The organism is Enterobacter chuandaensis, assembly GCF_003594915.1.
Taxonomy (GTDB): Bacteria; Pseudomonadota; Gammaproteobacteria; order Enterobacterales; family Enterobacteriaceae; genus Enterobacter; species Enterobacter chuandaensis.
This window is the reverse complement of sequence record NZ_QZCS01000011.1, coordinates 69324-81766: the sequence shown is the minus strand read 5'-3', so window position 1 is coordinate 81766 and position 12443 is coordinate 69324. Positions and strand designations below refer to the sequence as shown.

At 53.7% G+C, this 12443-nt stretch carries 15 protein-coding genes; 5 read left to right on the top strand and 10 right to left on the bottom strand.

Features of this window, described 5'->3' with window-relative positions:
* Positions 1-47 precede the first annotated feature (47 nt).
* Complete coding sequence (locus D5066_RS23135) at positions 48-299, top strand: hypothetical protein (protein WP_244288149.1); 252 nt, start codon at positions 48-50, stop codon at positions 297-299.
* 1 nt (position 300) lies between these two features.
* Positions 301-585 (top strand): hypothetical protein, encoded by a 285-nt coding sequence (locus D5066_RS16620; RefSeq protein ID WP_119916560.1) that lies wholly within the window; start codon positions 301-303, stop codon positions 583-585.
* A gap of 92 nt (positions 586-677) precedes the next feature.
* Here D5066_RS16620 and D5066_RS16615 read toward each other — a convergent pair whose 3' ends face one another.
* Positions 678-1271 carry a helix-turn-helix transcriptional regulator gene (locus D5066_RS16615; RefSeq protein WP_244288148.1) on the bottom strand — a complete coding sequence of 198 codons (594 nt, stop codon included), beginning with the start codon at positions 1269-1271 and terminating at the stop codon, positions 678-680.
* 296 nt (positions 1272-1567) lie between these two features.
* On the opposite strand from D5066_RS16615, the gene D5066_RS16610 reads away from it, so the two are divergent.
* Positions 1568-2122 carry a hypothetical protein gene (locus tag D5066_RS16610; protein ID WP_080329964.1) on the top strand — a complete coding sequence of 185 codons (555 nt, stop codon included), beginning with the start codon at positions 1568-1570 and terminating at the stop codon, positions 2120-2122.
* A 41-nt stretch (positions 2123-2163) separates the two neighbouring features.
* Here D5066_RS16610 and alr read toward each other — a convergent pair whose 3' ends face one another.
* Both alr and dnaB read right to left on the bottom strand, forming a co-directional pair.
* Entirely contained in the window at positions 2164-3243 is a 1080-nt protein-coding gene (alr, locus tag D5066_RS16605) for an alanine racemase (RefSeq protein ID WP_119916558.1), read from the bottom strand.
* A gap of 16 nt (positions 3244-3259) precedes the next feature.
* On the bottom strand, positions 3260-4672 hold the full coding sequence (dnaB, locus tag D5066_RS16600) for a replicative DNA helicase (RefSeq protein ID WP_008503375.1): 1413 nt from the start codon (positions 4670-4672) through the stop codon (positions 3260-3262).
* 66 nt (positions 4673-4738) lie between these two features.
* Between dnaB and D5066_RS16595 the strand changes: the two genes are divergently transcribed.
* Positions 4739-5722: a quinone oxidoreductase gene (locus D5066_RS16595; protein ID WP_080329962.1), complete on the top strand. Its 984-nt coding sequence runs from the start codon at positions 4739-4741 to the stop codon at positions 5720-5722.
* Between the two features lie 184 nt (positions 5723-5906).
* Here the strand turns inward: D5066_RS16595 and pspG are convergent, their stop codons facing one another.
* From pspG to D5066_RS16575, 4 genes are all read right to left on the bottom strand, one after another.
* The gene (gene pspG / locus D5066_RS16590) at positions 5907-6149 is read right to left on the bottom strand and encodes an envelope stress response protein PspG (RefSeq protein WP_080329961.1); all 243 of its coding nucleotides are present in this window, start codon (positions 6147-6149) and stop codon (positions 5907-5909) included.
* Positions 6150-6285: 136 nt separating this feature from the next.
* Entirely contained in the window at positions 6286-7281 is a 996-nt protein-coding gene (gene dusA, locus D5066_RS16585) for a tRNA dihydrouridine(20/20a) synthase DusA (RefSeq protein ID WP_119916557.1), read from the bottom strand.
* 82 nt (positions 7282-7363) lie between these two features.
* A complete protein-coding gene (locus tag D5066_RS16580; RefSeq protein ID WP_419179121.1) occupies positions 7364-8623 on the bottom strand; it encodes a conjugal transfer protein TraF in 1260 nt (419 codons plus the stop codon).
* 225 nt (positions 8624-8848) lie between these two features.
* Positions 8849-9337: a cupin domain-containing protein gene (locus D5066_RS16575; protein ID WP_045260944.1), complete on the bottom strand. Its 489-nt coding sequence runs from the start codon at positions 9335-9337 to the stop codon at positions 8849-8851.
* A gap of 115 nt (positions 9338-9452) precedes the next feature.
* On the opposite strand from D5066_RS16575, the gene zur reads away from it, so the two are divergent.
* A complete protein-coding gene (gene zur, locus D5066_RS16570; protein ID WP_025757832.1) occupies positions 9453-9965 on the top strand; it encodes a zinc uptake transcriptional repressor Zur in 513 nt (170 codons plus the stop codon).
* Between the two features lie 48 nt (positions 9966-10013).
* On the opposite strand, the gene D5066_RS16565 is transcribed toward zur, so the two are convergent.
* The 3 genes from D5066_RS16565 to lexA all read right to left on the bottom strand — a co-directional run bounded on the left by D5066_RS16565 (position 10014) and on the right by lexA (position 12353).
* Positions 10014-10223: a CsbD family protein gene (locus D5066_RS16565; RefSeq protein WP_014882139.1), complete on the bottom strand. Its 210-nt coding sequence runs from the start codon at positions 10221-10223 to the stop codon at positions 10014-10016.
* Between the two features lie 120 nt (positions 10224-10343).
* Positions 10344-11681 (bottom strand): MATE family efflux transporter DinF, encoded by a 1338-nt coding sequence (dinF, locus tag D5066_RS16560; RefSeq protein WP_119916555.1) that lies wholly within the window; start codon positions 11679-11681, stop codon positions 10344-10346.
* A 63-nt stretch (positions 11682-11744) separates the two neighbouring features.
* Positions 11745-12353 carry a transcriptional repressor LexA gene (lexA, locus tag D5066_RS16555; protein ID WP_008503366.1) on the bottom strand — a complete coding sequence of 203 codons (609 nt, stop codon included), beginning with the start codon at positions 12351-12353 and terminating at the stop codon, positions 11745-11747.
* Positions 12354-12443: the final 90 nt, after the last annotated feature.

Below are 12443 nucleotides of genomic sequence, written 5' to 3'. Positions count from 1 at the left end.
ATCAGCACAGCAAGTTCATTGCGGGCATCATCTTTGGTGGAATCAGTATGGGGGCCGCCGTAGCGTTAGGTGGCCTTGCAGCAAGATGGTTAAAGATTGATTTAAACCAGCCGGACATCACCCTGGGGTTAGGTTATATTTTGGGGGCGATGAGCAATGGTCTTATTGTCTGGCTGGCTAATTTTTTCCGCCGCCATGAACAGCAGGATATTTTTGATGTTGCCTCCGTCATCAAGAAAAGAGTGCGTAATGAGACACTCCCGGACTCATCCCTGATCAATACGGATAAAGAGGATTAACATGAACAGCGTAACGGACTGGTGGATGTTATTCATCACAATCATGCTGGATCTTATCATTTCTTTTGTGATCCTCTTTTGCGCTTACAGTAAAAGAATCAAAAAACAACCTGCTCTCTATAAGACAGGATTTGCTGCTATTGCCTTCGGGCTCTTTGCGCAGAGTGGGTTAAATATTGAAAGCTTACTGACAGGGCATGATAATTTAAGCGCCAGCGTCCCTTTCTGGTTTCTTCAGGATGCGGGTACCTTAATGATCATTGTTCGTTTCTTTTTATCAAAATAAGCGACGCACAAAAAATGCGTGACAAACATCATCGTTGTCACGCATTTATTTAAGTTGAAGATTTCAGACCAGAATGAAACAACAAGAATAATTTATTTATCAATGTACTTAAAATACAACCTTGCCGCCTGTGTGCGATTATTCACCTGTAGCCGATGGAATATTGATTCCAGGTGGACCTTAACGGTACCTGCACTAATATTCAACTCTCTACCAATTTGTTTATTTGTTCCGCCATTTGCCAGTAAAGTTAATACTTCTTTCTGGCGCTGGCTGAGCATGAGAACCGGCGAATTCACTGTTGACGAGCCGCCCTGCATAATGACCTGCTCAGGAATACAGATAACACCCGATAATACCACATGGATAACCTGCATTATTTTTTCAGCGGAAAGTGATTTTGTTACAACGCCTCGTATATTATGATGCTGATAAAGGTTAACATTGCGCTCGCACGTTTTACGGAACATCATCACTATCGGAACCGTCGGCCATTCCAGTTCGAGTTCATCACTGAACCCAGAATAGTCCATATCGCCATCAAGCAGTACAATCGAAACAGGCGTTGACTTGAGGACTTCTTTTGCATCTTCGTAGCTGTTGGTAGCAGAAAAAGTACATTCAGGCATGACTCGCTTCAGTTCATTTTTCATACCATGAATGTAGATCGGTGATTCATCGATCATCAATATATTCATCTCAATTTAACCTCATCTGAGTACTATTCTTTTAGGTTATGAATATCAACATATTCCGAAAATGAGTATGAGCGCTAATTGAGATCTTATAAAACATCATTTGCCATAGGGTAAACATCATATACAGCATGACTAAAATCACGATGAAGCATGAGTACAATTCACAAATAATGTTCTGCATCATTTTCTACGAAAAATAGCATTTACCACAGGGCATATATTCATCCATCACCCTGCTGATTATTATTTCTGTGCTGTAAACACAATTAACAAAGGAGAAAGATATGCCGTGGTTAAATCAATATGGTTTTAATTACAAAAATATGGTTTTCCAGAATTCGTGTTTCCCGAATTGCCTGCAGATGGTCCTGGCTAATTTCGGCACCTATTCCCGTAACGATATTCTCGAAAACCAGTGGGATGCCCTTCAGGTTGCCCACCATCTTCCCGGCCTGGCGGCGCAGGCGCCGAATGAAGATGATGTTAATCGCAACCTGGCTCGTACCGATCTGAAAGGTGCAGGATGCCGAATCATTACGCCTTCAATGCTGGGAGATTATGTTAATCGTCAGGCGCTGGAGCAAGAGGCACAGCACTATCTGGCTGATTATAGCGCTATGATTATCGGCGTCGGGCATGCGACAGTGATTTACCGGACAAGCACGGGGTTTGTGCACGTGATCCCTTCTCCGGACATCAACCAGGTTCACGTTGAGCACTATGCAAATCTGGATATTGATGTTGTCGAGCATCAGGGGCAACACGCTGTGCGGGTGATTAACAGAGCGAACGGGCAACCCATTATTGCCGGAACCTTTGTGATGCTGCTGCGCCCATAAAAGTGAGGGTGGTTCCCGAGGAACCACCCTTTTTTGCAGGGTCAATCCACGTACTTCATCGCCACTCGTGAGGTCAGGCGCGTGATAAGTTCGTAAGCACTTACTTTCGTAATTTCGGCAATGCGTTCAACGGGCAGACCTTCGCCCCACATCAACGCATCATCGCCTGCTTTATCCTGCGCGTCGGGCCCCAGATCAACGCAAATCATGTCCATCGCCACGCGGCCGACAATCTTCACTTCACGACCGTTGACCAGCACCGGCGTACCCGTTGGTGCCGCGCGCGGGTAACCGTCGCCGTACCCCATCGCCACCACGCCAAGACGCGTGTCGCGCTCGCTGGTCCAGGTACCGCCATAACCCACCGGCTCTCCCGCTTTGTGCTCACGCACGGCAATCAGCTTTGAAACCAGCGACATAACTGGCTTAAAGCCAAAGTCCGGCCCCCAGGGTTTGTTCTCCAGCGGCGAAACGCCATAAAGAATGATGCCCGGACGCGCCCAGTCAAAGTGCGACTGCGGCCACAGCAGGATCCCGCCGGAGGCCGCAATGGAGCGCATCCCCGGCTTGCCTTCGCAAAAGGTGTTGAAGATATCGAGCTGCTGCTCGGTTGCCCCGCACTCGGGCTCATCAGCACGGGCAAAATGGCTGACGATATTCACCGGCTGGCGCACGTTTTTGCACTGGCACAGGCGCTGATAAAACGCTTCCGCGCTTTCCGGACGCACGCCCAGACGGTGCATGCCCGTATCGAGCTTCATCCAGACGGTTACCGGCTCGCTCAGCTCGGCGGTTTCCAGCGCGGCCAGCTGTTCTTCGTTGTGTACCGCCGTATGCAGATGCTGGTCAGCGATGGTTGGCAGATCTGTGGCTTCAAAAAAGCCTTCGAGGAGCAGAATCGGTTGAGTAATGCCGCCTGCGCGCAGGCGGAGAGCTTCTTCGAGACGGGCGACGCCAAAGGCGTCGGCATCGGGGAGCGTTCGCGCGGTCTCCAGAAGACCGTGTCCGTAAGCGTTCGCTTTCACGACTGCAACGAGCTTGCTGGCGGGTGCCAGTTCACGCAGACGTTGCAGGTTGTGTCGCAGAGCGCGGCGGTTAATAACAACAGTTGCCGCTTGCATTTGAATTCCTTAGAAATTACTCATCATCATATTGAGGTCCGGCATAGTTGTCGAAACGCGACCACTGGCCGTTAAAGGTCAGACGCACCGTACCGATTGGGCCGTTACGTTGCTTACCAATAATAATTTCGGCGATCCCTTTCAGGTCGCTGTTCTCGTGATAAACCTCATCACGGTAAATGAACATGATTAAGTCAGCATCCTGCTCGATGGAGCCGGATTCACGCAGGTCGGAGTTGACCGGGCGCTTGTCGGCGCGTTGTTCCAGGGAGCGGTTAAGCTGGGAGAGCGCCACCACCGGTACGTGCAGCTCTTTTGCTAACGCCTTGAGCGAGCGGGAAATCTCTGCAATTTCCAGCGTACGGTTGTCGGAGAGCGACGGCACGCGCATCAGCTGAAGGTAGTCGATCATGATAAGGCCGATGCCGCCGTGCTCACGGGCAATACGGCGCGCGCGGGAGCGCACTTCCGTCGGCGTCAGGCCGGAGGAGTCATCGATGTAGATGTTCCGTTTTTCCAGCAGAATGCCCATGGTGCCGGAGATGCGCGCCCAGTCCTCATCGTCGAGCTGACCGGTACGGATGCGGGTCTGATCCACGCGCGACAGCGACGCCAGAGAACGCATCATGATCTGCTCGGAGGGCATCTCCAGACTAAAGATAAGAACGGGCTTATCCTGCAACATCGCCGCATTTTCGACGAGGTTCATCGCAAATGTCGTTTTACCCATCGACGGACGCGCGGCGACGATAATCAAATCCGACGGCTGCAGACCAGCGGTTTTCTTGTTCAGATCGTCATAACCGGTGTTCACGCCGGTCACGCCGTCGTGCGGCTGCTGGAACAGCTGCTCGATACGCGCCACGGTGGCGTCGAGCACGTCGGCGATATTTTTCGGGCCTTCGTCTTTATTGGCGCGGCTTTCGGCGATTTTGAAGACGCGGGACTCGGCAAGGTCGAGCAGGTCTTCACTGGTGCGGCCCTGAGGATCAAAACCGGCTTCGGCAATCTCGTTCGCCACCGAGATCATCTCGCGAACAACGGCACGTTCGCGCACAATATCCGCGTAAGCGCTGATGTTCGCCGCACTAGGCGTATTTTTTGATAATTCTGCAAGGTAGGCAAAGCCGCCGACGCTGTCCAGCTGGCCCTGACGCTCCAGTGATTCCGCGAGCGTAATCAGGTCAATCGGGCTGCCCGATTCCTGCAGGCGTGCCATTTCGGTAAAGATATGGCGGTGCGGTCGGGTATAGAAATCTTCAGACACCACGCGCTCGGCCACGTCATCCCAGCGTTCGTTATCCAGCATTAAACCGCCCAACACCGACTGTTCCGCTTCAATCGAGTGCGGCGGGACTTTTAACCCTGCGACCTGGAAATCACGCTCGCGAGGTTCAGTCTGTTTGTTGAAGGGTTTGTTTCCTGCCATAGTGAATGGAGTTACCGAGATAAAGAGTGGGTCGAAAGATTACCATATTTTTTTGACGGAGGGAGCATGGCAACGCGCATTGAGTTCCAGAAACACGGCGGTCCTGAAGTGCTGAAAGCGGTGGAGTTTACTCCCGCTGCGCCTGGCGAAAATGAAATCCAGGTTGAAAACAAAGCGATTGGCATTAACTACATTGATACCTATATTCGCGGCGGTCTCTACCCGCCTCCGTCAATGCCGAGCGGCCTGGGTACTGAAGCGGCTGGCATTGTCAGCAAAGTGGGCAGTGCCGTTAAGCACATCAAAGAAGGCGACCGCGTGGTGTACGCGCAGTCTGCCCTGGGCGCTTATAGCTCCGTCCACAACGTCCCGGCGGAAAAAGCCGCCCTGCTGCCGAACGCCATCTCCTTTGAGCAGGCGGCCGCCTCGTTCCTGAAAGGGCTGACGGTCTATTACCTGCTGCGCAAAACCTACGAAATTAAGCCCGATGAACAGTTCCTGTTCCATGCCGCTGCGGGCGGCGTGGGGCTGATTGCCTGCCAGTGGGCGAAAGCGCTAGGCGCGAAGCTTATCGGCACCGTGGGCAGCGCGCAAAAAGCGCAGCGGGCGCTGGACGCGGGCGCGTGGCAGGTGATCAACTACCGGGAAGAGAGCATCGTCGAGCGACTAAAAGAGATCACTGGCGGCAAAAAAGTACGCGTAGTGTATGACTCGGTAGGGAAAGATACCTGGGAGGCGTCGCTGGACTGCCTGCAGCGTCGCGGGCTGATGGTGAGCTTCGGTAACGCCTCAGGCGCTGTAACCGGCGTTAATCTGGGCATTCTGAACCAGAAAGGATCTCTGTACGTGACGCGCCCTTCTTTGCAGGGTTACATCACCAACCGGGAAGAACTGGAGGAAGCCAGCAACGAGCTGTTTTCGCTGATCGCCAGCGGCGTGATTAAGGTGGATGTGGCGGATGCGCAAAAATACCCGCTAACCGATGCGCAGCGTGCGCATGAGGTGCTGGAGAGCCGGGCGACGCAGGGTTCAAGTTTGCTAATCCCCTGACCCCAGAAAAGAAATTGGGCTTCCCGTGGGAAGCCCTTTCTTTTTTTAGTTCGGCTGTATGTAGGGTACAGCTCGATGAATTCTGTAGCGGCAGTCATAGTGACAGATTCGATAAGTAAATCCTATTCTGTTCTAAGCCATGCTGCCGGAAAAGTTACAAGTATGTGACGAACCCCTCAATACCTTAGTAACGGAAGCGGTTATTGCGCTGATAAGTCGGCAGTTTTGGCGCTTTAATCGCCCGTATTACCCACACCACCGCGATAGCCAAAAGCAGCCATGGCAGCAGTTTGATCGTCAGGGCAAATAATCCGCCAATGAACATGACCACCGTCGCCACAACAATCGCCGCGAAAATGCCGAGTAGCGACACGCCTGTGGCTAACAGCATGACGAAAAAGCCAATAACAAAAAGTAATTCCAGCATGGTGCTCTCCCACGAGTTCCCGAATGATGCTGTAACCATTACAAGAATCATGCCAAAGCTAACGTATTGTTCTTAAAGAAAAACGCCCCGCGAGAATTCGCAGGGCGTGGTGAATTTGACGATCTTTTAGCGAAAATTATCGCTTATCAGCCACCAGTCGCAGCGCATGTTCCAGCACTTCAATATCGGCACCGGCTTTATGTGCGTTCTCGCTGAGGTAACGACGCCACTGGCGCGCGCCCGGAATCCCCTGGAACAGGCCAAGCATATGGCGGGTGATGTGGCCAAGATACGTGCCGCTGCTCAGCTCACGCTCAATGTAGGGGTACATGGCGCGCACGACCGCAACCGGATCGGCTTCTGCGCCTGCAACGCCAAAGATCTCACGGTCAACCGTCGCCAGAATGCCCGGATTCTGATACGCCTCGCGCCCGACCATCACGCCATCCATATGCTCAAGGTGCGCCTTCGCCTCGTCCAGCGACCTGATACCGCCGTTGATCGACATCGTCAGGTGGGGAAAATCACGCTTCAGTTGATACACGCGCGGGTAGTCCAGCGGCGGGATCTCACGATTTTCTTTCGGGCTCAGACCCGAGAGCCAGGCTTTACGGGCGTGGATGATAAACATCTCACACTCGCCTTTCCCTGAAACCGTGTTGATGAAATCGCACAGGAATTCGTAGCTGTCCTGGTCGTCAATGCCGATACGGGTTTTGACCGTCACCGGAATGGAGACCACATCGCGCATCGCTTTGATGCAGTCCGCCACCAGTTGGGCGTTACCCATCAGACAGGCGCCGAACATGCCGTTCTGCACGCGGTCGGAAGGGCAACCGACGTTGAGGTTGATCTCATCGTAGCCGCGTTCTTCCGCCAGCTTCGCACAGTGCGCCAGCGCGGCCGGATCGCTACCCCCCAGCTGCAGCGCAACCGGATGCTCTTCTTCACTGTATGCCAGGTAGTCGCCCTTCCCGTGAATAATTGCGCCCGTGGTCACCATTTCGGTATACAGCAGCGTATGGCGGGAGAGCTGGCGCAGGAAGTAGCGGCAGTGTCTGTCCGTCCAGTCGAGCATTGGCGCAATGGAGAAACGGTGTGCAGGAAAAGCGGTCTGGTGTTCTGACGACATGGCGAAGTTTTAAGCATCTGGTGGAAAAGGGGCGCTACTATAGCACAAAGAAAAGCCGGAGGCGCAGCGCCTCCGGTGTACTTTAGAACGTCATGCTCAGCTGAGCCCCCGCGCCCCAGGTTTCGTCTTCACCGTACAGGCCCATCAGGTCAACATGCACGGTATTAAACGGCGCGAAACCGACACCACCGGTAAAGACGTTGCTGTCGTTCCCTTTCATATCCGCACGATAACCGGCACGCACCGCCAGCCAGCTGAGCGGAGTTACTTCAGCGCCGACCCCAACATACTGCGACGTATCTTCGCTCTTAAAGCCTTTGGTTTCGGTCAGATCGCCATCGGCGGTCAGGGTCACCAGATCGTTGTGCCAGGCGGCGCCCGCGGTCACCAGCGGACGAATCTGGTAGGTGTCTTTATAGCTCACCACTTCCCCCGTACGCCCGTTGCTAATGCGGACATCTTTGGTGTCGATATCGCGCGACATCAGGTTTTGCCCACTCACGCCGACCGTCCAATGTTCGCCTAAGTCAGCGGCAATACCGGCATCGACGTTGAAGCCCGTGTCGTCCGTGCGGTAGCGGCTGTCGTTCCACTTATTACTGTCGTAATCGTAGATTGAGGTGGTGTAGTTGTAGACCCAGGTTTTCTGCAGTTTTGGCGTCACGCCCACGGAAACCGGAACGCCGCCGAGGTCAAACTGACGCGCTACGGCAATACCGTAGTCGGAGACAATTGCCGCCCGGCCAGACGCCGTTGAGTTAAGGTTTTTGGTAATCTGGTCCGTGCCCCTCAGTGCAGCGTCCAGAGCAACGCCGGCAGCCACCACATTGCTGCGTTGAATACCGCGCAGATATTCAATATCCTGCTGGTCGATAGACGAACTTACCCGGCCATGGGCATAGCCTTTCGCCATAAAGGCCACGGAAAGCACATCGTTAGGGATACTCACGGCGAGGCCTGCTCCTGCCGTCGCGCGAGCGGTTTTGCCCTTAAGATAGTCCAGCTCATCGGCCAGATCTTTGGCCGCGCCCTGGAACTGGTTGATTGAGCCTAAAGGATTAGTGATGACCTGAATTGGCGTAAGGTTATCAACCACATCCTTATAGTGATTGATTTTGTCGTTGATGGTATCAATCTCATCCTGAAGATTGTCCTCATCCGTTACCTGCACCCCAACGGACGGTAAAATGACCGTCACGTCATCGTCCGGTTTTGCCTTTGCCAGCAGCGCTGGGTTAATTAACGCCCCGCTACCATAATTGCCCGAAGCAACGCCGGTGCCGCCCATGGCGTCGCTTCGTGATTCTGTCCAGGTATTGGCTGCTCCCGCCTGATTTGCCATAAACAAGGAGACAGCGATGCTAACCACCGAAAATTTAAAATGTTTTTTCACAGTATGCTCGTCTTATAGTCTGTTATGAAATAACCCCTGTCTGTTATCCCCCAAACAGGCGCGAACTATTGCTGTGAATAAAGATAAAAAGACCCGCTAATTCATTCCCTAAGTAAAACTTCCTTACGGCCTGTTGTAATTTGTGACGGCCCTCAATATTTATAGAAGAGGAAATTATTTTTTCCCAGGTTTTCCATCATGCGGCCCGAAAAACTGCGGTGGATGGTCCACCCAGCGGTCCTCTCGCGTGGCGGCATAGACCGGGTTGAGCGGATAGTAGATGCGGTTGTGCTTCTTGTTGGCTTCCCCCACAACCAGCAACCGCACCTCTTCTTCCGTGTTGTTGATAAAGGTATGGCAGACGCCGGTTCCGGCAGGAAAGCCCACGCTGTCTCCTGGTTCTAGTTTCCACAAATAGCCATTAATCCAGGCTTCGGGATAACCTTCAAGTACATAGATAAACTCTTCTTCGTCACTTTCCGCATGGGGATAGGATGTCCGACGCCCCGGCGGTAAACGCTCATGGTGAATGCCGATGCGCCTGAGGCCGAGGCTGCGCGCCAGCGGCGATCCGATGGAAAAAAGCTCGTTACTGTCGGGGTAGGTGGCGTCATCGGGCCCTTCTACGTCGCGCCAGTGCTTGATACAGTCTGGTTTTTTCATGGTGGTATTCCCGGTTTGCGATGCGTCAGGTATAGCACAGCCTGGCGGATATCGGTGTTTTTGCCAGAACATGGTAAAGTGAGGGTTTTACGTCCCAGAACATCCGAGGTGCTATATGGATAAGTCCACAAAAGAGCTGTTAGCGCAGGCCGAAAAGCTGTGCGCGCAACGCAATGTGCGCCTGACCCCGCAGCGCCTTGAAGTCCTGCGTCTGATGAGCCTGCAGCAGGGTGCCATCAGCGCATATGACCTCCTCGACCTGCTCCGCGAAAGCGAGCCGCAGGCTAAACCGCCGACGGTGTATCGCGCGCTGGATTTCCTGCTGGAACAAGGGTTTGTGCATAAGGTCGAATCCACAAACAGCTATGTCCTGTGCCATCTTTTCGATCAGCCAACGCATACATCGGCCATGTTTATCTGCGATCGTTGCGGCGTGGTGAAAGAAGAGGGAGCGGAGGGCGTAGAGGATATTATGCATACGCTGGCGGCAAAAATGGGTTTTGCCCTGCGTCATAACGTGATTGAAGCACACGGGTTGTGTTCAGCATGCGTTGAGGTGGAAGCCTGTCGGCATCAGGATGCGTGTCAGCACGACCACTCAATCCTGGTGAAGAAAAAGCCGCGTTAAGGGCAAAAGAAAAGGCGGCTTAGAGCCGCCTGTGTGGGTTATTCAGCGTTACCAGCGGTAGTCGTTACGGGTTTCCCAGTCTTTGACTTCATTTTCCGCCTGATCTTTCGCGTAGCCGTAACGTTCCTGAATTTTACCGACAAGCTGATCGCGTTTACCTTCAATGACGGTCATATCGTCATCAGTCAGCTTACCCCACTGTTCTTTCGCTTTACCTTTGAACTGCTTCCAGTTGCCGCCGATTTCGTCTTTATTCATCATCGTGTCCTCTTAGTTAAGCGTCGGGTCGTAACGTCCGTTACGTTCTTTTCTGCTGGACGTGATAATTATTGTAGTTAAGGATTCGGCAGTTGATTTCATATTCGGAATCTTTAACCGTCACGATATATCGTGACGGGAAGGAAGCCAGGTATTATTTTGCCAGTGACGGTGCCAGATAAACGCAAGCGACAGGCCGCGCAGGGAGAGAAAGACCGCAAGCGCCAGCCACAAACCGTGATTACCCAGCCAGGGAAGCGTCAGCAGCGTCAGACCAAACCCCGCCGCCGCGACCGCCATACTGTTACGCATTTCCGCCCCGCGCGTCGCACCGATAAACATGCCGTCCAGCAGATAACACCAGACACCTACCACCGGCAAGATCACCTGCCAGACGATGTAGTGGCCCGCAAGTCCGCGTAAAGACGGGATCGAAGTGAGTAATGCAATAATGTCGCGACCAAAGCAGGCGTAAATCAGTGCGAATGCCAGCGCGACCAGGCCCGACTGACGGCATGCCGCGCGCCATACTTCACGAAGCTGGCCACTTTCACGCGCACCGTACGCCTGCCCTGAATGCGCCTCAACGGCGTAGGCGAAACCGTCCAGCGCGTAGGCGGTAAACGTCAGCAATGTCATCAGGACCGCATTCACCGCGACAATCTCAGGCCCAAGGCGGGCACCAAAAACCGTCAACGCGCCAAAACAGAGCTGTAGCAGAAGCGAGCGCAGCATGATGTCACGGTTGAGCGCCAGCAGTTTACGGATATTGCCGCGCCATGCGGTTTTCAGCATTACGAGGGATATCCCGCGCAGGACCAGTACGCGCCAGACCATCCACAGCCCAATGAATAAGGTTCCGTATTCGGCAATTGCCGTCGCCAGTGCCGCCCCGCGCACGTCCATATGCAGGCCTATCACCAGCCAGAGATCGAGCGCAATGTTAAGCAGGTTTCCCACGACCAGTAAAATTACGGGCGCACGGGCGTACTGCACGCCCAGTAGCCACCCCAGCAGAACGAGATTCGCCAGCGAGGCAGGCGCGCTGAGCCAGCGGATTTCCAGGAAGCGACGCGCCTGCTCCAGTACCGCCTCGCTGCCGCCAACAACATGGAGCGCAAGGTCTATCAGGGGCGTGCGCAGTAAAACAATGAGCGCCCCCGCGCCAAGCGCCAGGATCAGCGGCTGCACCAGCGCGCGCGCCAGACGTAACGGGTCTTTTGCACCATACGCCTGTGCCGTGAGCCCGGTAGTGCTCATCCGCAAAAAGAGCAGCAGCATAAACAGGAAGCTGGTTGCGGTTGCGCCAATCGCCACGCCGCCAAGATAAACAGGGGAATCGAGATGGCCAATAACGGCCGTGTCGACCAGACCCAGCAAGGGCACGGTGATATTGGAAAAAATCATCGGCAGGGCAAGACGCCACAATGCCTTATCAGATGCCGTCAGCAGTAACATGAGAGATACCGGCAAGGGTAAATGAAGCAGGCTACAGCGGAAGCGTAGCCTGTCAGGAAGAGATTACAGCCATTCGCCGTTACGAATCACGCCAACAGCCAAACCTTCAATAGAGAAGCTCTGTTCGCGGAGATCGACCACAATCGGAGTGAATTCGCTGTTTTCGGGCAGCAGCTGAACGGTGTTACCCTGTTTTTTCAAACGCTTAACGGTCACTTCGTCATCAATACGCGCGACCACCACCTGGCCGTTACGTACATCCTGCGTTTTGTGAACGGCCAGCAGATCGCCGTCCAGGATACCGATGTCTTTCATGGACATCCCGCTGACGCGCAGCAGGAAATCAGCGCTCGGTTTGAACATGCCAGGATCGACCTGGTAGTGACCTTCAATATGCTGTTGTGCCAGCAGCGGTTCACCTGCAGCAACGCGGCCTATCAGCGGAATGCCCGTCTCTTCTTCCACCAGCAGGCGAATACCACGCGACGCGCCTGACACAATCTCAATCACACCCTTACGCGCCAGCGCTTTCAGGTGTTCCTCGGCAGCATTCGGAGAACGGAAGCCCAGACGCTGCGCGATTTCCGCACGCGTGGGTGGCATACCCGTCTGGCCGATATGATCCCGAATGAGATCAAACACCTCTTGCTGCCTGGTCGTTAATGCTTTCATTCCGCCCCCTGGGTGTATATACAGTTATGCTGTGAGTATATACAGTCAAAGGCGATTTTGGAACCAAAAACTGCACAAAAAACCAGGGAC